Origin of the sequence: Burkholderia sp. D-99, assembly GCF_011605345.1 — a bacterium.
Lineage (GTDB): Bacteria > Pseudomonadota > Gammaproteobacteria > Burkholderiales > Burkholderiaceae > Burkholderia.
Genome location: NZ_JAAOXM010000007.1, coordinates 238901 through 261155, shown reverse-complemented (window position 1 = coordinate 261155; position 22255 = coordinate 238901). Strand labels below are relative to the sequence as shown.

Below are 22255 nucleotides of genomic sequence, written 5' to 3'. Positions count from 1 at the left end.
CCGGAGGAGTGCGGCGATGAAGGTTCGGTGGTGGTGGAGCGTGCTGTTGGCGGCGCTGCTGGGCGCGTCGGCTTATGCGCACGCGTGCGATTCGTACGGCGCGGGCGGCAGCCCGTCCGGCGCAGATTCGTCACAAGGCAAAAGTGGTTACTGAAGTTCGCATCGGGGCATGATCGGTCATGCCCTTTTTTATGCCTGATTCGTTCTTTTCGGGAATCAGTTAAATCGGATTGGCGTGTTTATCGGCTAAATCGATTCGAATAGAGTGCGATTCATTCTCATCCACTCACGAAGGAATTTGCCATGAACCCCAATCGCCTCAACGATTTCGCCGCGACACTGCTGCGCGTCGCGCTCGGCGTGCTGTACCTCGCGCACGTCGCGCAGAAGGTGTTCGTCTTCACGCTGCCCGGCACCGCGCAGTTCTTCGCGTCGATCGGCCTGCCGGGCTGGCTCGCGTACCTGACGACGTTCGTCGAACTGGCCGGCGGCCTGGCGCTGCTCGCGGGCTTCCGTGTGCGGGTCGCCGCGCTCGTGCTGCTGCCGTTCATGCTCGGCGCGATCGCCGCGCATCTGCCGAACGGCTGGAGCTTCACGTCACCGAACGGCGGCTGGGAATATCCGGCGTTCTGGGCGGTCACGCTTGCCGTGCAGGCGCTGCTGGGCGGCGGCGCGTACGCGCTCGGCGCACGGGAGGCCGCGGTTCAGCGTGCGTAACGGGTAGCTCGGCGTCCGCGGTGCGGCGCAACCCGTTCCGGTGACACCCCGTTTGCCGATATCATCGCTCCCTGTATCCGCAATCGAGCGGCGCCTGCCATGCGGCGGGCGCCGCGCGGCTTTTTCGGGGGAATTCATGACGGTGATCGTGGTGGCGAATCCGAAGGGCGGCGTGGGGAAGAGCACGCTGTCCACCAATCTTGCCGGCTATTTCGCGGCGCAGGGCGCGTGGGTCGCGCTTGCCGACCTGGACCGGCAGCAGTCCGCGCACGCGTGGCTCGACCTCCGGCCGGCCGGATTGCCGGCGATCGAGGCATGGGAGCTCGATCCGGACGCGCCGACGAAGCCGCCGCGCGGCCTCGAATATGCGGTGATCGATACGCCGGCCGGCCTGCACGGCAACCGGCTCAACGTTGCGCTGCAACTGGCCGACAAGGTGATCGTGCCGCTGCAGCCGTCGCTGTTCGACATTCTGGCCACGCAGCAGTTTCTGGAGCGCCTCGCCGGCGAGAAGGCGGTGCGCAAGGGCAGCGTCGAGGTCGGGATCGTCGGGATGCGGGTCGATGCGCGCACGCGTTCGTCGGACCAGCTTCACCGGTTCGTCGAAGGGCTCGGCCTGCCGGTGCTCGGCTACGTGCGCGACACGCAGAACTACGTGCAGATCGCCGCGCACGGCCTCACGCTGTGGGACGTCGCGAAGAGCCGGGTCGAGAAGGATCTCGAACAGTGGCGGCCGATCGTCGAATGGGCCGAACGCCGCGCGCCGAAGGCAGAGAAGACGGAGAAGGCCGCCAAGGCGTCCTGATCGCGCGGTCGCCGGGCCGGTACGCGATGAAATGAGAAAGGGCCGGATCCCGCGGTACACGGAATCCGGCCCTTCGACCGCAGGCGGCGCAGCCGCTCCCGCGCGCCATGGCACGCGGGCGGCCGGTCAGGTCCAGTTCTGCGTCGGCACGTGATCGCGGTGGCCCTTGATCTTGTTGCCGTCGTCGATGAACACGAGCTTCGGCTTCCAGCCGGCCTGCAGCTCGGCTTCGTCGACCATCGCGAATGCCGCGATGATCACGAGGTCGCCGAGCTGCGCGCGACGCGCGGCCGAGCCGTTCAGCGAGATCATCCCGCTGCCGCGCTCACCCTTGATCGCGTACGTCGAGAAGCGCTCGCCGTTATTGATGTTCCAGATGTCGATCCGTTCGTTTTCGATGAGGCCCGCCGCTTCAAGCAGGTCTTCGTCGATCGCGCACGAGCCTTCGTAGTGCAGCTCGCAGTGCGTGACGGCCGCGCGGTGGATCTTCGATTTGAGCATGTGGCGCTGCATGGTGTCTCCGTGATGCGTCGTGTGAGGCGCGGGCGGGGCGGCCCGTCAGATTTCCAGGTTATCGATGAGGCGCGTCGCGCCGAGCTTCGCGGCCGCGAGCACGACGAGCGGCTCGCCGGCTTCGAGTTCGGCGGCGCTCGGTGCGATCAGGTTCGCGCGGCGGCGGATCGCAATGTAGTCGGGCGCCCAGCCGCGCTCGGCCAGGTGCGTGCGCGCGTGCTGCTCGAGCTTGCCGAGGTCGCGTTCGCCGCCGAGCACGCTGTCGCGCACGCGCTGCAGCGTTTTCGCGAGCTCGGGCGCTTCCTTGCGCTCGTCGGCCGTCAGGTAGCGGTTGCGCGACGACAGCGCGAGGCCGTCCTCGTCGCGCACGGTTTCGGCCGCGATGATCTCGACCGGCAGCGCGAGCTGCTGGCACATCCGGCGCACGATCATCAACTGCTGGTAATCCTTCTTGCCGAACACCGCGACGCGCGGCTGCACGCAGGACATCAGCTTCGTGACGACCGTGCACACGCCGGCGAAGAAGCCGGGCCGGAATTCACCCTCGAGAATCCCGCCGAGGTCATCCGGCGGCAGTACGCGGTATTCCTGCGGTTCCGGGTACATGTCGCGCTCGGTCGGCGCGAACAGCACATAGACGTTTTCCTTCTGCAGCTTCTCGATATCGTCCTGGAGCGTGCGCGGATACTTGTCGAAATCCTCGTTCGGGCCGAATTGCAGCCGGTTGACGAAGATGCTCGCCACGACCGGGTCGCCGTGCTGGCGCGCGAGGCGCATCAGCGACAGGTGCCCTTCGTGCAGGTTGCCCATCGTCGGCACGAACGCCGTGCGGTTCTGTCCGCGCAACTGGTCGCGCAGTTCATGGATCGAGCTGATGACTTTCATGATCGGGTAGCGGGTTCCTCGCGCATGCGCGCGTTGGCGCCGCAGCGGCGGCGTCGGGGTCGAAGCGGAGAACGCCGGCGCGCGGGCGGCGCATCGGGCGTCGGCGGATTGTAGAGGATTTGGCCGCCAAACGCATCGAAAAAAGAACGATCGTTCACTTTTAAATCGGGCGTGCCGGCACCGGCCCGCGCGGCCGCGTCGGGCTGCGGTGAGGCGGCAAGTGTGCCGGGATGAATCGGGAGAACGGGAAGGGCGGGCGCGGGCGTTACGCGGGCAGGTACGCGAGGCGCACGTAGATCGGCGCGAACGGTTCGGCCTGCGTGATCTCGAGGAGCGATTCGCGCGCGAGTTCGAGCATCGCGATGAAATTCACGACAACGACCGGCACGCCGCGCGACGTGTCGAACAGCTCGGCGAACTCCATGAAGCGCGCGTTCTGCAGCCGGCGCAGGATCAGGCTCATGTGTTCGCGCACCGACAGCTCCTCGCGGGAGATCTTGTGGTGCTGGACGAGCTTCGCGCGCTTGAGCACGTCGGCCCATGCGGCGCGCAGGTCGTCCGAATTCACGTCGGGGAAGCGCGGCGTGACGCTCTGCTCGATGTAGACGTCGGCGCGCAGGAAGTCGCGGCCGAGCTGCGGCAACCGGTCGATACGTTGTGCAGCGAGCTTCATCTGCTCATATTCGAGCAGGCGGCGCACGAGTTCGGCGCGCGGATCCTCGGCTTCCTCGCCGGTGTCGGCCTTCTTGACCGGCAGCAGCATCCGCGACTTGATCTCGATCAGCATCGCGGCCATCAGCAGGTACTCGGCTGCGAGCTCGAGGTTCGACGTGCGGATCTGGTCGACGTAGCCCAGATATTGCGCGGTGACCTGCGCCATCGGGATGTCGAGCACGTTGAAGTTCTGCTTGCGGATCAGGTAGAGCAGCAGGTCGAGCGGGCCTTCGAAGGTCTCGAGGAAGATCTCGAGCGCATCGGGCGGGATGTAGAGATCCTGCGGCAGCTTGAAGAGCGGCTCGCCGTACAGGCGAGCAAATGCCGCGACACCGTCGACCGTGTCGGGCGTCGAATCGGCGCCCGCGGGCGCGGCGATCGCGTCGTCCTGCCGGGCGGCGCTGGCCTCGTCGGCGGCGCTCACGTCGTCAGAAGTTCTGGTAGTAGACGTACGACGTTTGCTTCACGCGCGATTCCTGCTGCTCGTCGCGCTCGTCGAGGTCGATCGGCTGCTTGTCCCACAGCAGGGAACGGCCCTTGCGCTGCTCTTCCTCGAGCGTCGGCTTCTGCTGCTTGAGCTGGTTCAGGAACTGCGTGACATCGGACTGGTACGGCATGGCTGGTTTTCCGTTTCGGGCGGCGCACGATGCGCCGGATTCACGATGGCGGGATTTTACCGCATCGCGGGAACAGCCGGCGGCAATCGCGCGTCGAATCCGCGGGCCGGCGCGCAGCCGGTGCCCGCAAGCGCGCCGTCAGGCATGACGCCGCGACCACGCTCGCGCGCGCAGCGGTTTACAAACATTAAGCTTTGACGCTGGCACGCTGTGGTCAAATACAGGGTTTTCCACAAAACCGTGACAACCGAGGGCGAGGTCATATTTGGCGGGGCAGTCGAACCATCAAGCACATCCGGCACATGACGCGGGCCCGCGCGTGGAACGCAATCGCGCCGGCGTCGCGGCCCGCGCCGCGCGAGCGACCCTTGCGGGTTGCCTGGCCGCGTGCTTCGCGCTGCCGGCCCACGCGAAGTACGACGTCGACATCGACGCGCCGCGCTCGGTTCGCAAGCTGCTCAAGACGCATCTCGACATCGCGCGCTTCGCGAAGCGTGACGACATCAGCGACGACCAGTTCGACTTCCTCGTGACGGCCACGCCGCAACAGGTGCGCGACCTGACCGCGACGGCCGGCTATTTCTCGCCGGTCGTGCGCACCGACGTGCGCACGCGCGACGGCAAGCGCGACGTGCGCATCGCGGTCGATCCGGGCAAGCAGACCGTCGTGTCGAGCGTCGACCTGACGTTCAAGGGGCCCATCGGCACCGAGGATCCGAAGCAGGAAGCCGCGACCCGTTTCGCGTTTTCGCTGAAGCCGGGCGATCCGTTCACGCAATCCGACTGGGATGGCGCGAAGGGAGCGGCGCTCAGGCAACTGCAGTCGCGCCGCTATCTCGGCGCGAAGATCGCGTCGTCGGAGGCGCGCATCGACCCGCGCACGCAGCGCGCGACGCTCGCGGTCACGTTCGACAGCGGCCCGACCTTCACGATCGGCAAGGTCGACGTCGACGGTGTGCGCCGCTATCCGGAAAAGATCGTCACGAACGTCAATCCGTTGTCGGAAGGCGAGATCTACGACGTGCAGCGGATCACCGAATTGCAGCGGCAGTTGCAGAACACGCCGTACTACGCGAGCGTCGCGATCGACGTCGGCGACGATACGGCGAAGCCCGAGCGCACGCCCGTGCACGTGAAGGTAAGCGAGTTCCCGTACAACAACATCCGCGGCGGTGTCGGCTTTGCCACCGATACCGGGCCGCATGTGCAGGGCTCCTACACGTATCTCGACACGTTCGGCGCCGCGTGGCCGCTGACCGTGTCGGGCCGGCTCGACCAGATCCAGCAATACGGGCAGGTCCAGCTGTCGATGCCGCCGGGCGAGAAGGGGTGGACCAACAGCGTGCTCGCGTCGTACACGAACACCAACGTGTCGGATACGCGCATCTACAGCGCGCGGGTCGGCGTGCAGCGCACGCGCACGGGCCAGTTCATCGACTACACGTATTCGCTGATGTTTTACCAGGACCGGCTCGACCAGAACGGCGCAGGGCCGACCACGAGCCGCGCGCTGGTGCCGCAATGGGCGTGGACGCGCCGCAATGTCGACGATCCGCTGTTTCCGCGTTCGGGCAACCTGATCCACGCGGAGGCCGGCTTCGCGGTCAAGGGCGTGCTGACCGACCAGACCTTCGTCCGCGGCTACGCGCGCGGCCAGCAGTACCTGCCGGTCGGCAAGCGCGACCTGTTCGTGTTCCGCGCGGAGCTCGGCGGCGTGTTCACGGGCGGCAGCTCGACCGGCGTGCCGGCGTCGCTGCTGTTCCGCGCGGGCGGCTCGAACTCGGTGCGCGGCTACGGTTACCAGAGCATCGGCAACAGTGTCGACGGCTCCGTCCTGCCGACCAAGTACCTGATGACGGGCACCGCCGAATACCAGCACTGGTTCAACCGCGACTGGGGCGCCGCGACGTTCTTCGACATCGGCACGGCCACCGATGCGTGGGGCGAGCGCGTGTTCTACCCGGGTGTCGGCATCGGCGCGCGCTGGCGCAGCCCCGTCGGCCCGATCAACGTCGACGTCGCGTACGGGTTGCGCAACCATAGCGTGCGCCCGTACCTGACGCTCGGTATCGCTTTCTGAACGTACTGCTTCATCGACCAACCGCATGACGAAGGACCCGAACGACACGCCGCCGCCTCACGATCCGGATACGCCCGACGGCGCGCCCGACGCACCGCCGCGCGCGCCGCGTCGCGGGCCCGTCGCGCGCATCGGGCGTGTCGTCGCGTGGACGCTCGCGACGGTCATGCTGCTCGTCGTGCTGGCGGTCGGGCTCGTGCTGGCCGCGGTGACGACCGAGCACGGCACGCGGCTCGCGTGGCAGGTGGCGGAGCGGGTGCTCGGCACGCGGCTCGCGGGCACGCTCGAAGGTGGCTCGCTCGCGACCGGCGTGCGGTTGCGCGGGTTCGCCTGGACGAGCCCCGACGGTACCGGCACCGAAATCCGCATCGACCGGCTCGACGGCCGCTGGGCACTGACCCGCGCGCCGTGGCGGCTGTCCATCGCCTATCTTCGCGCCGGCACCATCGACGTGCGGATCGCGCCGGGGCCGTCGACGCCGAGTACGACGCCGCAGGACCTGAGCCTGCCGCTGCAGTTGCGGATCGACGACCTGCGCGTCGATCGCCTGGCGATTCACGACGGCGGCTCGACGACGCAGCTCGACCATCTCGCGCTGAACGGCCGCAGCGACGGCCGCCACCATGAACTCGTGCTCGACGGCGTCGATACGCCGTTCGGCGCGCTGACCGCGCGTGCGAAGCTCGACGGCGTGAAGCCGTTCGCGCTGACGGGGGAAGCCACATATGCGGGCAAGCTGTCCGACGAGCCGGTCGATGCGCGCGCTCGCGTGTCGGGCTCGCTCGAGGCGCTCGTCGCCGAAGTCGACGCGAGCGGGATGAAGCTGAACGGGCGAGCGCACGTCGAGGCCGCGCCGTTCGGCGCGGTGCCGCTCACGCGCGCGTCGCTCGTGTTCGATCACGTGAACCCGCAGGCGCTCGCGCCCGGCGCACCGGCCGCCGATCTCGCGGTGCGCGCCGAACTCGCGCCCGTGACCGCGCCGGCGGGCGCCGCGCCCGCGACCGGTTTCGCGGTGACGGGGCCGGTGTCGATCGTCAACGCGAAGCCGGGCACGCTCGGCGACCACCTGTTGCCGGTGATCGACGCGCACGCGAACGTGCATCTCGACGCGCACGCGCAACGGATCGACGCACTCGCGCTGAAGCTGATCCGCGACGGCAGCGTGACGGGCAACGGCACGCTGGCGGGCGGCAAGGGCCGCTTCGACCTGAAGGTCGCGAACCTCGACCTGAACGCCTTCGTCGCCGAGCTGCGGCCGATGCGCCTCGCCGGCCCGCTCGGCGTGACGCTCGCGGGCGACGTGACGACCGTCGACTTCAACCTGAACGATCCGAAGCTCGCGCTCGGCGCACGCGCGAAGGTTGCGCTGACGCCGCAGCAGACCGTGCTGACCGACGCGCGCGTGACGGCGGACAAGGGCCGAATCGACCTGACGGGGGTGTTCCGCCACGATGCGCATTCGAGCTACGACGCGAAGGCGACGCTGACCGCATTCGATCCGCTGCTGCTCGCCGCGATGAGCGCACCGAAGGCCGGCGGCAAGGCGGCCAAGGCGCCGGCCAAGCGCGGCGAGACGCGCGTGTCGGGCACGCTGACGGCGTCGGGCGCGTTCGCGCCACAGGTGTCGACGAAGGCGACCTTCAAGCTCGGCGACAGCCTGTACGACGGCGTGCCGCTGACCGGCGCCGGCGTCGTGCAGCTTGCCGGCTCGCGGATCCTGCCGAGCAACGCGACCCTGTCGATCGCGGGCAATCATGTCGACTTGCGCGGCAGCTTCGGTGCGCCCGGCGACCGGCTGCGCTTCGTCGTCGACGCGCCGCAGCTCGACCGGCTCGGCTTCGGCGTGGAAGGGCTCGTGCAGGCGCAGGGCGACCTGACCGGCAGCTTCGCGCACCCGAACGTGACGGCCACCTACAAGGCCGAGCACGTCGTCGTCGGGTCGAACCGGATCGGTGCCGCGCAGGGGCGCGCGGACATCCGCGACGGCGCGCACGGCGCGCTCGTGTTCACGGCCGACGCGACCGACATCGCGCTCGGCTCGCTGAAGCTGAAATCGCTGCGCGCGAACCTCGACGGCACGCGCGCGAAGCACACGCTCGACGCGTCGGCGCTCGGGACGGCCGGCGGCCGCGTGATCGACGTGACGCTCGCGGCGAACGGCGGCGTGGTCGAGAACCGCGACGGGATGCGCTGGGACGGCACCGTCACGCGCCTCGCGAACCGCGGCACGCCGGCCGTCGCGCTGCAGGCGCCGCTCACTGTGTCGGCCGGCGCCGGCCGCGTGACGCTCGGCGCGACGCGGCTCACGCTCGAAGGCGCGGCGATCGACCTGAAATCGTTCGTGTTCGATCACGGCCAGATGCGCTCGGCGGGTTCCGTGAGCGGCGCGTCGATCGCACGCTTCCTCGAGGTCCGTCAGGAGCTGACGGGCCAGCGGCCGCCGCTGCGGACCGACGTCGTGCTCGACGCCGACTGGGATTTCTCGCTCGGCGCGAACGCGACGGGCTACGTGCAGGTGAAGCGCCGCGGTGGCGACGTGACGATCGAGAGCGGGCGCGGCATCGCGTCGCTCGGGCTGACCGATTTGTCCGCGCGCGCGAGCTTTGCGCCCGGCAACCGGCTCAACGTGACGGCGCTCGCGAAGGCGAACCGGGTTGGCACGCTCGACGCCAATGTCACGGTGCCGTTCGCGCTGCGCGACGGCATGTTCGGCGTCGTCGACGACGGCGCGCTGTCGGGCCGCATCGACGCCGACATCCCGGCGCTCAAGACGACCGGCAACCTGTTCGGCCCGAGCTACCTGCTCGGCGGGCGCGCGGCACTGAAGCTGTCGGTCGCCGGCACGCCGGCGAAGCCGAACCTGTCGGGGATGCTGACGGGCGACGACCTGTCCGCGACGCTCATCGACCAGGGTGTGCAGCTGAAGGACGGCATCGTGCGCGTGAAGCTCGCGGAAAACCTCGTCGAATTCCAGCAGGTCGAGTTCCACGGCGGCGACGGTACGCTGCGGATGCTCGGCCGCGTGCGCCTCGACGGCGAGGCGCCCGACCTGACCGCGAGCATCGTCGCGGACAAGCTCGAGCTGTTTGCGGCGCCGGATCGCAAGCTGTCGTTGTCGGGCAAGGCGACGGTCGCGAACGACGGGCCGCGCGGCGCGCTGTCGATCGACGGCAAGTTCGTCGTTGACCGCGCGCTGTTCGACCTGCCCGAGGAGTCGGCGCCGCACCTGTCCGACGATGTCGTGGTCATGCAGCCGGACGGCACGGTGCGCGGCGAGACGCCGACGGGCACCGCGGTCGCGAAGCCGCAGCCGGCCGCGGACAAGCCGGCGCCGTCACTCGCGCCGCGCGCGAACATCGACATCGGTCTCGGCAACGACTTCCGCTTCAAGGGCCACGGCGCGGATCTCGGGCTGCGCGGCACGATCACCGTGATGAGTGCACCGGGCGTGCCGCTGCGCGCGGTCGGCAACGTGCGCGTGACCGAAGGATCGACGTACACGTCGTTCGGCCGCAAGCTCGCGATCGAGAACGGCTTCTTCACGTTCAACGGCCCCGTGTCGAACCCGGGCGTCAACATCCTTGCGATGCGACGCAACCAGGAGGTCGAGGCCGGCGTGCAGGTGACGGGCACGATCCAGTCGCTGACGGTCAAGCTCGTGTCGGAGCCGAACGTCACGGACAACGAAAAGCTGTCGTGGCTGCTGTTCGGGCACGGCACCGACCAGGGCAACAACGTCGGCCAGCAGGGTGCGATGACGGCGGCGCTCGGGCTGCTCGGCAGCGTGACCGGCAAGCGCGTCGCGCAGACCTTCGGTCTCGACGAGGTCTCGGTCGGCCGCAGCGAAGTCGGCCTGACCGATCCGCAGGTCGTGCTGGTGTCGAAGGCGATCAACGAGCGGTTCGTGCTGGGCTTCGAGCAGGGGCTGCAATCGGCGAGCAACGCGTTCAAGGCGACGATCAACCTGTCGCGCTTCTGGTCGGTGTCCGCGTACGGCGGCACGTTCCAGGGCGTCGACCTGAACTACACGCGGCGTTTCGACCGGTGGTTCGGGCAGCGGTGACGGGGGCGCGTCGCCAGTCGCGTGTCACTCGCGGCAGATGTTGTCATACCGGGTTCGCTGCCGCGTACACAGCGAATCCCTCGTGCGTATCGGCGACCGTGACGTCGACTTGCAGCAGCCGGCCGTACGCATCGATCCGCCGTGCGCGAAAGTAGTGGCGGTATCGCAACGCGGCGGCCGCGACCGGCGGCGTGATCCGGGAATTCCACGATTCGATCGAGAAGCCACCGGCATCCATCCATTGCAGTAGTCGCGACACGTCCGCATCGTCGGGCGGCACGACGAGGTCGACGTCGTTCAGCGGCGCGGCGACATCGATGTTGCGCGTGCCGGTTGCGAGCCGGCGTGCGAAACCGCCGAACACGGCGAACGTGAAGCCGTCGCGTGTCAGTGCGGCAACGAGTGCGTGTGCCGCGTCGGCATCGCTGGCAAGCGGCGCCTTGCGACACACGAGCGCGTATTCATGCGTGCGGTCGGACGGCCCGTTGCCGTGCGGCGCGGGGCCGTCCGGGCCTTCGTAGATCAGCACGCGCTCCTCGTGCAACACGAAGCGTTCGCCGAGCAGCCGCGCGACATCCCATGCGAGCGGCACGAACCGGCCGCCGAGCCGCAGGTTTTGCGCCATCGCGATACACCAGCCGCCCGGTTCGAGCAGCGCATGCACGCCCGCGAACACGTCGCGCATCCGCTCCAGATAAGGCGCGTAGTTCGCGACACCGTACAGCTGCCCGTCGGCCGGCTTGCAGGGCAACGCGTCGCAGCCGAAGTACGGCACGTTCGTCAGGCACAGCGTGAACGGGCCGCCTGCTTCGCGTGCGGCGGCCTGCGTCGCGGCGCGCGACAGGTCGCCTGCGAGCACCGGATGGCGGGCGGCCGTCGTGCCGACCCGCGCGAGCCGCTCGCGTGCGAACGCCGCACGCTCCGGGTCGATCTCGACGCCGAGCGCGAGCGCATCGCAGCGCGCGGCTGCGACGAGCGTCGTGCCGAAGCCGCAGAACGGATCGACGATCCACCCGCCGGGCGTCGCGTGGCTGCCGATGAACGGCGTCATCTGCTCGACCCAGCCGCAATCGCGCGCGGCGAACGAATCCCGTGCGCGCAGGTCGGCAGGCAGGGCCGTGTCGGCGGCCTCGCGGGTCAGGCGCAACCAGCTAGTTACGGCAGTCATCGTCGCTCCACAGGATGTCGCGCATCGGTTGCCAGCCGGCACACAGATTGCCGTTCGGATGGAAGACGAGTTTGTACACGGCGTCGCGCAGCTCGTGTTCACGCATTGCACCGTAGTCGGACGTCTCGAACACGACTTCGACACCGTCGCGATGCGCCCACCGCGCATTCCAGAAGTAGTAGCCGCCCGTCAGCGCAACCGGTTCGTACTGCGCGGAAAACACCGGATCCGCGATGCATGCAAGCAGCAGCGCATCGATCGCGATGCGCGCGCGGTCGATGTAGCGCCGCGTCGCGTTGTGCCGGTACGTATCGGGCAGTACCGAGAATTCGCGGAAGATCACCGCGCTGGCGCCGAGCGTGCGCGCACGTTCGAGGTAGCGCAGCACGTCTGTCGGCGTTTCGATGCCGCCGCGCTGCACGATACAGACGAGCTTGACCGGGAAGCGGGCACGCGCGGCCGTGAACGCGGCCTCGAATGCGGCGTCTCGCATCACGCGCTGACCGGCGCGAAAACGCATGATCGACTGGTTCACGTCGTCGCGATCGTGATGGCGCGACCATTCGAGCCACGACAACCCGAGATTCGCGAGCGCAGGCAGCAGGTGGCCGCCGTGCTCGACGAGGCCCGCGCCGTTCGTGTACAGCACGCTGCCGCCGACATCGGGGCCGTCGTCGCCGGCAGCACCAAGCGTTGCCGCGAGCGACAACAACCAGGCCGGATCGTCGGTGTTTTCGAGCCCCGACAGCGAGTACGACAGCGGCACGCCTTGCAGTGCGCGCAGCGCGCGGCCGAGCCGGTCGAAGTAGTCGGCTGGCGGGCGCAGGCTCGCCGCCATCGGGCCATGCGCGGTCGCGTCGACAAGTGTTTCCGAGCAGAAACGGCAGCGCGCGGAGCAGGGCTGCGCGGCCGCGTAGGGGGTCAAGGTGAGCGGCTGCGCGAAGCGGATCGTGCGCTTGCCGAGCGTGTGCGTGTGCCAGCGCGTGCGATCGTCGGCGGGCGGCTCGCGCAGCGCGAGCCACACAAAGCGGTCGGCCAGCATGCCGAATGCGCGGCTGCGCGATATGAGCGGCGCGGCGCTGCCCGCATCGGCAATCGGCACGAGCGGAATCGTTGCCCGCGAGCGGGTATCACTCATGCGCTGGGTAACGCGCGTCCGGCCGGCCGGAAGGGCATCGGGTGTGTTCTCATGTCGTCGTTCGGTGGGCAGACCCGGTGTTGACGGCCTGCGGCCGACAGTGTCCGCCGTGCGCCGCCACGGGCAGGCGCAATGTCACAGGATAGCCGAACCGCCCGGGGGCATCGTGCGGGTTCCCGGTCGAACGAACGAGAATGACACGCCCCGTTTATTCGCGATGCGCGATGAAAAAAGCCCCGCACGAATCGAATCGTGCGGGGCCTTTTTTCACGCAAGCGGCTGCGTGTGCGGCTTACTTCACGCGCATGCCGGGCTTCGCGCCGCTGTGCGGCTCGAGGATGTAGAGGCCCGGTTCCGCTTTCTCGTCGGTGGCCGACGCGGCGAGCACCATCCCTTCGGACAGGCCGAACTTCATCTTGCGCGGCGCGAGGTTCGCGACCATCACCGTCAGCTTGCCGACGAGCTGCTCGGGCTGGTACGCCGACTTGATGCCCGAGAACACGTTGCGGGTCTTTTCCTCGCCGACGTCGAGCGTGAGCTGCAGCAGCTTGTCCGAACCCTCGACGGCCTGGCACGCGACGATCTTCGCGATGCGCAGGTCGATCTTCGCGAAATCGTCGATCGAGATCGGTGCGTCGTCGGCGCCGTTCACGACCGCCTGCTTCGCGTTCGCCTTGGCGTTGTTCTTCGCGTCCTTCGCGGCATTGGCGCTAGCGGCGGCCGCACCGGTAGCCTCGGCCTGCAGCGAATCGCGGTTCGCGGCGAGCAACGCCTCGATCTGCTTCGGGTCGACGCGCGTCATCAAGTGCTGGTACGCCTTGATCGGCTGTTCCGACGACAGCGGCTTCGCGGCATCGGCCCACGCAAGCGGCGCGATTCCGAAGAACGACTCGACGGCTTCGGCGATACGCGGCATCACCGGTTTCAGCGCGAGCGACAACAGGCGGAAGGACTCGAGGCTCACGCTGCAGGTTTCGTGCAGCGCGACCGCGTTGGCCGGATCCTTCGCGAGATCCCACGGCTTCGCGCCGTCGACGTACGCGTTCACTTCGTCCGCGAGTTCCATCGTCTGGCGCAGCGCGCGGCTGTATTCGCGTGCTTCGTAGTGCGCGGCGATCTGCGGAATCGCATCGCGCAGCTTCGCGACGAGCGGATGGTTCATCGCGCTGTCCTGCACGCGGCCGTCGAAGCGCTTGATCAGGAAGCCGGCCGCGCGGCTCGCGATGTTCACGTACTTGCCGACGAGGTCGCTGTTCACGCGCGCCTGGAAATCGTCGAGGTTCAGGTCGATGTCTTCCATCGTCGCGTTCAGCTTCGCGGCGAAGTAGTAGCGCAGCCATTCGGGGTTCAGGCCCGTGTCGATGTAGCTCTGCGCGGTGATGAACGTGCCGCGCGACTTCGACATCTTCGCGCCGTCGACCGTCAGGAAGCCGTGCGCGAACACGTTGGTCGGCGTGCGGTGGCCCGAGAACTCGAGCATCGCGGGCCAGAACAGCGTGTGGAAGTACAGGATGTCCTTGCCGATGAAGTGGTACTGCTCGGCCTTCGTGCCCGGGCGGATCCATGCATCGAAGTCGATGCCGTTGCGCTCGCACAGGTTCTTGAAGCTCGCGTAGTAGCCGACCGGCGCGTCGAGCCACACGTAGAAATACTTGCCGGGCGCGCCCGGGATCTCGAAGCCGAAGTACGGCGCGTCACGCGAGATGTCCCAGTCGGCGAGCTTGGCTTCGCCGGCGTCGCCGAGCCATTCGCGCATCTTGTTGGTCGCTTCGGGCTGCGCGAGGCCGCTCACCCATTCGCGCAGGAACGACTCGCAGCGCGGATCGGACAGGCGGAAGAAGTAGTGCTTCGACGTCTTGCGCACCGGCGTCGCGCCCGACACGACCGAATACGGGTTCAGCAGTTCGGTCGGCAGGTAGGTCGAGCCGCACACTTCGCAGTTGTCGCCGTATTGATCCTTCGCGTGGCACTTCGGGCACTCGCCCTTGATGAAGCGGTCCGGCAGGAACATTTCCTTGACGGGATCGTATGCCTGCTCGATCTCGCGCTCGGCGATGAAGCCGGCTTCCTGAAGCGCGAGGTAGATCTTCTCGCTCAGCACGCGGTTTTCGTCCGAATCGGTCGAGTAGAAGTTGTCGAACGACACGCCGAAGCTGTCGAAGTCGCGCTTGTGCTCGTTCCACACGCGGTCGATCAGCTGCTTCGGGGTCAGGCCTTCCTTCTCCGCGCGCAGCATGATCGGCGTGCCGTGCGTGTCGTCGGCGCCGATGTAGTAGACCTCATGGCCATGCATTCGCAGCGTCCGCACCCAGATGTCGGTCTGGATGTACTCGACCATGTGGCCGATGTGGATCTGCCCGTTGGCATAGGGCAGTGCGGACGTAACGAGGATCTGGCGGTCACCTTGCGGCGCCGCAGCCTGCACGGAAGTGAGGTCGGATGCGGACATAGGGTCTGTAGAGGAACGGCGGAAAAACGACGGGAAATTGCGATTCTAGCAGGGGCGCGCGGCAGCGACGCGGGCGGGCGCCGTTGACCGGGTGCTGGAACGGGCGGGGCCGCGCAAGCGGCGTACCCGACGGCGGGGTGCTGCGATGCAGCACGAATTCTGCGGGCAAAAAAAACCGGGGCGGATACGGCCCCGGAGCAACAACGACAAGAGGAGAATGGTGACGCGCCGGCAACACCAGCCGCGTACCGTAAATACTGACCACGGCCCGCGACAGAAGTTCGAAAATATTTTCGATTTGTTACCGGCTCCGCCGGAAGCCTTGTCCGGCAGGGCTGCGCGGGCGGCGGGCCCGCGCCTTCCCCTCGTCGTGCGCTTACTGCGCCTGCGCCGCGCGCAGGTAGATCTCGACGCGGCGGTTCTGTGCGCGGCCGGCTTCGGACGCGTTGTCCGCGATCGGGTTCGACGCACCCATGCCTTGCGCCGACAGGCGGCCGCCGTTCACGCCGCGCTGTGCCAGTGCGTTCACGACGCTTTGCGCGCGGTTCTGCGACAGCGTCTGGTTCAGCTGCGCCGAGCCCGTGCTGTCCGTGTAGCCGACGATCGATGCCGTCACTTGCGGGTTCTGGTTCAGCGTCGTCGCCAGGTCGTTCAGCAGCGGCGTGAAGGCCGGCGTGATCGCGTACTGGTTCGTCGCGAACGTCACCGAGCTCGGCACGTTCAGCTTCAGCGAGCCGTCCGGCTGCTCGGTCACTTGCGTACCCGTTTGCGCTGCCGACGGCGCGAGCTTGTTCTTGATCGCCTGCCAGTTGTAGCCCGTCACGCCGCCGACCAGTGCGCCGACACCTGCACCGATCGCCGCACCCTTGCCGCCGCCCGCCAGCGCGCCGATGCCTGCGCCCAGCGCCGCACCCGTGCCGGTACCGACGGCCGTGTTGGTGCCTTGCGGCGATGCGCAGCCGGCCAGCACTGCACCGGCCAGGGCGAAGACGGACAGGCGAGTCGCGATTTTCATGTTCATCTTGGATTCCTCTCTTGGTTGAACGAGTCGACAACGACGACAACAACAGTTACGGCTCCCCGCGCGGGCCGCCCGGCAAAGGCGGGCAGGCCTGCGCTCGCGGCAGCCGCCGAGGCGGCCGCATGCCCTGTCCGTCAGCGTGGCTGTTGGGACAGTGCGACGCGTCAGCCTCTACAATATAGGCGGTTGGTGGCCGATTTGGCCCCATAGCATGCCGCACGCGAAGAGTGCGCCGGGTCGCGCGTTCGCGCAATGGCGTGCAACAGATTCTTTCACTTTTCCCGATTTTCGCAGCGTAATTTGATATTTTTTGACGTTTGCGCGCGAGAAAAACGTTTTCACGGAGTTTCAATGAGCATTGACCGGGCACAAGTCGACGCCGCTTTGGCGGCCGTCGTCGACCCCAATACCGGCCGTCCGTATGCGGCGAGCAAGGGCGTGCGCAACGTCGCGATCGACGGCGACGTCGTGGCGCTCGACGTGGTGCTCGGTTATCCCGCGCGCAGCCAGCACGACGATGTGCGCGCACGCGTCACCGCGGCGCTCCAGGCCGTGCCGGGCGTGCGCGATGCGCGCGTCGCCGTGTCGCAGGAAATCGTCGCGCACACGGTGCAGCGTGGCGTGAAACTGCTGCCGAACGTGAAGAACATCGTGGCGGTCGCGTCGGGCAAGGGCGGCGTCGGCAAGAGCACGACGGCCGTGAACCTCGCGCTCGCGCTCGCCGCCGAAGGCGCGTCGGTCGGCATCCTCGACGCCGACATCTACGGCCCGTCGCTGCCGACGATGCTCGGCATCCACGGCCAGCGCCCCGAGTCGCCGGACAACCAGTCGATGAACCCGCTCGTCGGCCATGGGCTGCAGGCGAACTCGATCGGCTTCCTGATCGAGGAAGACAACCCGATGGTGTGGCGCGGCCCGATGGCGACCTCCGCGCTCGAGCAGTTGCTGCGCCAGACCAACTGGCGCGAGCTCGACTACCTGATCGTCGACATGCCGCCCGGCACGGGCGACATCCAGCTCACGCTCGCGCAGCGCGTGCCCGTCACCGGCGCGGTGATCGTCACGACGCCGCAGGACATCGCGCTGCTCGATGCGAAGAAGGGCCTGAAGATGTTCGAGAAGGTCGGGATTCCGATCCTCGGTATCGTCGAAAACATGAGCATCCACATCTGCTCGAACTGCGGCCACGAAGAGCACATCTTCGGCGCCGGCGGCGCCGAGCGGATGGCGAAGGATTACGACGTGAACGTGCTCGGCAGCCTGCCGCTCGACATCGCGATCCGCGAGCGCGCCGACAGTGGCACGCCGACGGTGGCGGCCGATCCGGACGGCGCGCTGGCGCGCCGCTACCGCGACATCGCGCGCGGCGTCGCGCTGGCGATTGCCGAGCGATCGCGCGACATGACGTCGAAGTTCCCGTCGATCGTTGTTCAAAATACGTAAAACCCTTGCGGGGCGGGCCCTTACGCTGTTTACGGCGCCACGAGGCGCGGTATCATGGCGACTTTTCCCGGGTCCCTTTACCCGCCCGGCGCGGCCGTCGTGTCAAACGGCCGCCAGCCGGCATGAGGATCGAATGAAACAACGACATCACGGCGTGCGCGCCGGCCGCGCGCAGCGCGCGCTGCTGGCCGCCGCCGCGCTGGGCCTGCTGGCCGGCTGTACCTCCTTTTCCTCGTCGCACGAAAAACGGGCCGATGCACAACTGCAGCCGACGGTCGGCTCGCAGGCGCGCGGTGCGGTGACGTTCGTCGAGCGTCCGGACGGTGTGCAGGTCACCTACAACCTGGCCGGCCTCCCGCCGAACAGCGATCATGCGCTGCAGGTGCACGAACGCGGCGACTGCAACGCGGGCGACGGCTCGAGCGCCGGCCAGGTGTTCGCGCCGGCCGCCGACCGCCTGCGCGCGGGCGCCCGCGTCGCCGGCGATCTCGGCAACATTCATGCGGACGCGAACGGCGTCGCGGCCGGCTTCATCGTCGCGCCCGATCTGGCCCTCGATGGCGTGCGCTCGGCGATGAACCGCGCGGCGCTGGTGCACCGCGACCCGAGCGATCCCGCGTTTCCGCAGCATGGCGCGGGGCCCGCGCTGGCCTGCGGCGTGATCCGTTGACGGCCGCCGCGTGCGCCGGCCGATGATCGCGTAAAATGTCCGCCTTTCCCGGCCGCCGTCTTGTATCGGCGGCTTTCGTTTTCCGTCACGCAGCGTTTCCTGGCGCCCCGATATGAATCGACCCCCACGCTCACTTTGTTCGCTGCCCCCCGAGGGGGCGGTCAGCCTCCTTGGGGCGGCCCGGCGGAGGCCGACATGAGTATCAAGTCCGACAAATGGATTCGGCGCATGGCCGAAGAGCACAAGATGATCGAGCCGTTCATGCCCGATCAGGTTCGCGAGTCCGCGGACGGCCGCCGGATCGTCAGCTACGGCACGTCGAGCTACGGCTACGACATCCGCTGCGCAGACGAATTCAAGATCTTCACGAACATCAACTCGACGATCGTCGATCCGAAGAACTTCGACGAGGGTTCGTTTGTCGATTTCAAGGGCGACGTGTGCATCATCCCGCCGAACTCGTTCGCGCTGGCCCGCACCGTCGAATATTTCCGCATCCCGCGCACCGTGCTGACCGTCTGCCTCGGCAAGTCGACCTATGCGCGCTGCGGGATCATCGTCAACGTGACGCCGTTCGAACCCGAGTGGGAAGGCTACGTCACGCTGGAATTCTCGAACACCACGCCGTTGCCCGCGAAGATCTACGCGAACGAAGGCGTCGCGCAGGTGCTCTTCTTCGAGAGCGACGAAGTGTGCGACGTGTCGTACGCGGATCGCGGCGGCAAGTATCAGGGGCAGCGCGGTGTCACGCTGCCGAAAACCTGATCTGGTTGCATAACGTCTCACCAGTTTCCGGGTGACCGCTGCGCGTGACGCGCCGCGGTCGTTCTTTTTGGAGAATCGCCCATGAAGTTTCGTTTCCCCGTCGTCATCATCGACGAAGATTTCCGCTCCGAGAACATCTCGGGCTCCGGCATCCGGGCGTTGGCCGAAGCGATCGAGAAGGAGGGTGTCGAAGTCCTCGGTCTCACGAGCTACGGTGATCTGACGTCGTTCGCGCAGCAATCGAGCCGTGCGTCGTGCTTCATCCTGTCGATCGACGACGACGAACTCATGCTCGGCGAAACCGGCGCGGACGGCGAACTGCCCGAGCTCGCGACCGCGATCATCGAGCTGCGCGCGTTCGTCACCGAAGTGCGCCGCCGCAACGCGGACATCCCGATCTTCCTGTACGGCGAGACGCGCACGTCGCGCCACCTGCCGAACGACATCCTGCGCGAGCTGCACGGCTTCATCCACATGTTCGAGGACACGCCGGAGTTCGTCGCGCGCCACATCATCCGCGAGGCGAAGGTCTATCTCGACTCGCTCGCGCCGCCGTTCTTCAAGGAACTGGTGAAGTACGCGGACGAAGGTTCGTACTCGTGGCACTGCCCGGGCCATTCGGGCGGCGTCGCGTTCCTGAAGAACCCGCTCGGCCAGATGTTCCACCAGTTCTTCGGCGAGAACATGCTGCGCGCGGACGTCTGCAACGCGGTGGACGAACTCGGCCAGCTGCTCGACCACACGGGCCCGGTCGCGGCGTCCGAGCGCAATGCGGCGCGCATCTTCAGCGCCGACCACCTGTTCTTCGTGACCAACGGCACGTCGACGTCGAACAAGATCGTCTGGCACGCGACGGTCGCGCCCGGCGACATCGTGCTGGTCGACCGCAACTGCCACAAGTCGATCCTGCACGCGATCACGATGACGGGCGCGATTCCGGTGTTCCTCACGCCGACGCGCAACCACTTCGGCATCATCGGGCCGATCCCGCGCGACGAATTCAAGCCGGAGAACATCCGCAAGAAGATCGAGGCGAACCCGTTCGCGCGCGAAGCGATGCGCCAGAACCCGGACATGAAGCCGCGGATCCTGACGATCACGCAGAGCACGTACGACGGCGTCGTCTACAACGTCGAGATGATCAAGGACCTGCTGGGCGACCTGCTCGACACGCTGCACTTCGACGAAGCGTGGCTGCCGCACGCGACCTTCCACGATTTCTATCGCGACATGCACGCGATCGGCGACGGCCGTCCGCGCACGGGCGCGCTCGTGTTCGCGACGCACTCGACGCACAAGCTGCTCGCGGGCATCTCGCAGGCATCGCAGATCGTCGTGCAGGATTCGGAGAACCGCACGTTCGACAAGCACCGCTTCAACGAGGCGTACCTGATGCACACGTCGACGAGCCCGCAGTACGCGATCATCGCGTCGTGCGATGTCGCGGCCGCGATGATGGAGCCGCCGGGCGGCACCGCGCTCGTCGAGGAATCGATTGCCGAGGCGATCGACTTCCGCCGCGCGATGCGCAAGGTCGACGCCGAATACGGCGACGACTGGTTCTTCAGCGTATGGGGCCCGGATGAGCTGTCGGAAGAAGGCATCGGTTCGCGCGAAGACTGGATGCTGAAGCCGAACGACCACTGGCACGGCTTCGGCCCGCTGGCGGAAGGCTTCAACATGCTCGACCCGATCAAGGCGACGATCATCACGCCGGGGCTCGACGTCGACGGCGAGTTCGGCGAGACGGGCATTCCGGCCGCGATCGTCACGAAGTACCTGGCCGAGCACGGGATCATCGTCGAGAAGACCGGCCTGTACTCGTTCTTCATCATGTTCACGATCGGCATCACGAAGGGCCGCTGGAACTCGATGGTGACCGAGCTGCAGCAGTTCAAGGACGACTACGACAACAACCAGCCGCTGTGGCGCGTGCTGCCGGAATTCGTCGCGCAGCATCCGCGCTACGAGCGTGTCGGCCTGCGCGACCTGTGCGCGCAGATCCACGACGTGTACCGCGCGAACGACATCGCCCGCCTGACGACGGAGATGTACCTGTCGGACATGGAACCGGCGATGAAGCCGTCGGACGCGTTCGCGAAGCTCGCGCACCGCAAGATCGACCGCGTGCCGCTCGACGAGCTCGAGGGTCGTGTGACGAGCATCCTGCTGACGCCGTACCCGCCGGGCATTCCGCTGCTGATTCCGGGCGAGCGCTTCAACAAGACGATCGTGAACTACCTGCGGTTCGCGCGCGACTTCAACGAACGCTTCCCGGGCTTCCACACCGACATCCACGGCCTCGTCGCGGAAGAGGTGAACGGCCGCGTCGAGTACTTCGTCGACTGCGTGCGCGACTGATGGCGACGCATGGACGAATCCAGGCGATGCGCGCGGCGGTGGCCGCGCTCGTCGTCTGGGCGGCAGGGTCGGCTGGGCTGGCGGGCGTGGGTGTCGCGCATGCGGAAGTCGCGGCGGCCGATCCGATCGACGTCGCGATGCGGCAGTGCCTCGCGCGGCGCGACCGGTCCTCGCCGGCCGGCCAGATCCAGTGCATGGGCGAAGCGCAGCAGCAGTGGCAGGCCGTAATGGATGGCGCGTACCAGCGCCTGTTGAAGGATGCGCCGGCCGACGCGAAGCGCGGCTGGCAGGACAGCCAGCGCCATTGGCTCACGTGGCGCAAGGACGAAGTGCATCTGCTGAAGGCCGTGTACGACACCACGCGCGGCACGTCGTACGCGATGTCGAGTGCCGACCTGCAACTGCAGCCCGTGCGCGATCGCGCGCTGGCGCTGCGCGGCGCGGCCGATCGCTATGCACCGCCGCCCGCCGCCGTGCCGGTAGTGGCCACGAGCGGCGCGCAGGGTGGCGCGAGTGCGGCCCAGGGTGTGGCCAAACCGAACGTCAAGCCGGCGAACGCGCCGCGCGATCCGGCCGTGCGCCGCGTGCGGCCGTGTGAACAGGACGCCGCGTGCGAGCACGCGCTGTTCGACCTGAACCGCTATTACCAGAAGCTGCGCCGCAAGATGCCCGCGCATTCGGCTGCGACGCTCGTACGCGCGCAGCGCGCGTGGGTCGGGTTCCGCGATGCGACGGCGCCGCTCGTCGGCGAGGACGGCCGCGTCGACCTGATCGGCGCACGCATCGCGACGATGAAGCGGCTGTCGGAGACGGCCGGCAACAAGTAATCGCAATTGCGATGCCGGT

18 protein-coding genes are annotated in these 22255 nt (G+C 67.7%); 10 read left to right on the top strand and 8 right to left on the bottom strand.

Annotated features, from left to right (window positions below; all coding sequences use genetic code 11):
- The first annotated feature begins 16 nt into the window (after positions 1 to 16).
- The 3 genes from HAV18_RS24935 (at position 17) to HAV18_RS24925 (ending at position 1522) form a co-directional block, all read left to right on the top strand.
- Positions 17 to 154 (top strand): hypothetical protein, encoded by a 138-nt coding sequence (locus tag HAV18_RS24935; protein WP_166961138.1) that lies wholly within the window; start codon positions 17 to 19, stop codon positions 152 to 154.
- Between the two features lie 149 nt (positions 155 to 303).
- Positions 304 to 717, top strand: a complete 414-nt coding sequence (locus HAV18_RS24930) for a DoxX family protein (protein WP_166961135.1) — start codon at positions 304 to 306, stop codon at positions 715 to 717.
- 136 nt (positions 718 to 853) lie between these two features.
- A complete protein-coding gene (locus HAV18_RS24925) occupies positions 854 to 1522 on the top strand; it encodes a ParA family protein (protein WP_166961133.1) in 669 nt (222 codons plus the stop codon).
- Between the two features lie 126 nt (positions 1523 to 1648).
- Here the strand turns inward: HAV18_RS24925 and panD are convergent, their stop codons facing one another.
- From panD to HAV18_RS24905, 4 genes are all read right to left on the bottom strand, one after another.
- Complete coding sequence (panD, locus tag HAV18_RS24920) at positions 1649 to 2035, bottom strand: aspartate 1-decarboxylase (RefSeq protein ID WP_011545962.1); 387 nt, start codon at positions 2033 to 2035, stop codon at positions 1649 to 1651.
- Positions 2036 to 2080: 45 nt separating this feature from the next.
- Positions 2081 to 2920, bottom strand: coding sequence for a pantoate--beta-alanine ligase (gene panC, locus HAV18_RS24915; RefSeq protein ID WP_166961130.1), 840 nt, complete (start codon positions 2918 to 2920; stop codon positions 2081 to 2083).
- A 265-nt stretch (positions 2921 to 3185) separates the two neighbouring features.
- Positions 3186 to 4058, bottom strand: a complete 873-nt coding sequence (locus HAV18_RS24910; RefSeq protein WP_166961127.1) for a ScpA family protein — start codon at positions 4056 to 4058, stop codon at positions 3186 to 3188.
- Between the two features lie 4 nt (positions 4059 to 4062).
- On the bottom strand, positions 4063 to 4251 hold the full coding sequence (locus HAV18_RS24905; RefSeq protein ID WP_166961124.1) for a DUF3460 family protein: 189 nt from the start codon (positions 4249 to 4251) through the stop codon (positions 4063 to 4065).
- Between the two features lie 265 nt (positions 4252 to 4516).
- Between HAV18_RS24905 and HAV18_RS24900 the strand changes: the two genes are divergently transcribed.
- Positions 4517 to 6331: an autotransporter assembly complex family protein gene (locus tag HAV18_RS24900; RefSeq protein ID WP_166961121.1), complete on the top strand. Its 1815-nt coding sequence runs from the start codon at positions 4517 to 4519 to the stop codon at positions 6329 to 6331.
- A gap of 25 nt (positions 6332 to 6356) precedes the next feature.
- Positions 6357 to 10394: a translocation/assembly module TamB domain-containing protein gene (locus HAV18_RS24895; protein ID WP_166961118.1), complete on the top strand. Its 4038-nt coding sequence runs from the start codon at positions 6357 to 6359 to the stop codon at positions 10392 to 10394.
- A gap of 43 nt (positions 10395 to 10437) precedes the next feature.
- Here the strand turns inward: HAV18_RS24895 and HAV18_RS24890 are convergent, their stop codons facing one another.
- The 4 genes from HAV18_RS24890 to HAV18_RS24875 all read right to left on the bottom strand — a co-directional run bounded on the left by HAV18_RS24890 (position 10438) and on the right by HAV18_RS24875 (position 16170).
- On the bottom strand, positions 10438 to 11562 hold the full coding sequence (locus HAV18_RS24890; protein WP_166961115.1) for a DNA methyltransferase: 1125 nt from the start codon (positions 11560 to 11562) through the stop codon (positions 10438 to 10440).
- Positions 11546 to 12700, bottom strand: coding sequence for a hypothetical protein (locus HAV18_RS24885; RefSeq protein WP_166961112.1), 1155 nt, complete (start codon positions 12698 to 12700; stop codon positions 11546 to 11548). The genes HAV18_RS24890 and HAV18_RS24885 overlap by 17 nt, the downstream gene beginning before the upstream one ends.
- Positions 12701 to 12992: 292 nt before the next feature.
- Positions 12993 to 15149 carry a methionine--tRNA ligase gene (metG, locus tag HAV18_RS24880; RefSeq protein WP_166961109.1) on the bottom strand — a complete coding sequence of 719 codons (2157 nt, stop codon included), beginning with the start codon at positions 15147 to 15149 and terminating at the stop codon, positions 12993 to 12995.
- 376 nt (positions 15150 to 15525) lie between these two features.
- Positions 15526 to 16170 carry an OmpA family protein gene (locus tag HAV18_RS24875; protein ID WP_166961106.1) on the bottom strand — a complete coding sequence of 215 codons (645 nt, stop codon included), beginning with the start codon at positions 16168 to 16170 and terminating at the stop codon, positions 15526 to 15528.
- Positions 16171 to 16521: 351 nt separating this feature from the next.
- On the opposite strand from HAV18_RS24875, the gene apbC reads away from it, so the two are divergent.
- The 5 genes from apbC (at position 16522) to HAV18_RS24850 (ending at position 22236) form a co-directional block, all read left to right on the top strand.
- Positions 16522 to 17613: an iron-sulfur cluster carrier protein ApbC gene (gene apbC, locus HAV18_RS24870; RefSeq protein WP_166961103.1), complete on the top strand. Its 1092-nt coding sequence runs from the start codon at positions 16522 to 16524 to the stop codon at positions 17611 to 17613.
- 133 nt (positions 17614 to 17746) lie between these two features.
- The gene (gene sodC, locus HAV18_RS24865) at positions 17747 to 18283 is read left to right on the top strand and encodes a superoxide dismutase [Cu-Zn] (protein WP_166961101.1); all 537 of its coding nucleotides are present in this window, start codon (positions 17747 to 17749) and stop codon (positions 18281 to 18283) included.
- A 195-nt stretch (positions 18284 to 18478) separates the two neighbouring features.
- Positions 18479 to 19048, top strand: coding sequence for a dCTP deaminase (dcd, locus tag HAV18_RS24860; RefSeq protein WP_047898759.1), 570 nt, complete (start codon positions 18479 to 18481; stop codon positions 19046 to 19048).
- An 81-nt stretch (positions 19049 to 19129) separates the two neighbouring features.
- A complete protein-coding gene (locus HAV18_RS24855) occupies positions 19130 to 21409 on the top strand; it encodes an arginine/lysine/ornithine decarboxylase (RefSeq protein WP_166961097.1) in 2280 nt (759 codons plus the stop codon).
- A complete protein-coding gene (locus HAV18_RS24850) occupies positions 21409 to 22236 on the top strand; it encodes a lysozyme inhibitor LprI family protein (RefSeq protein ID WP_166961095.1) in 828 nt (275 codons plus the stop codon). The genes HAV18_RS24855 and HAV18_RS24850 overlap by 1 nt, the downstream gene beginning before the upstream one ends.
- The last annotated feature ends 19 nt before the right edge of the window (positions 22237 to 22255 follow it).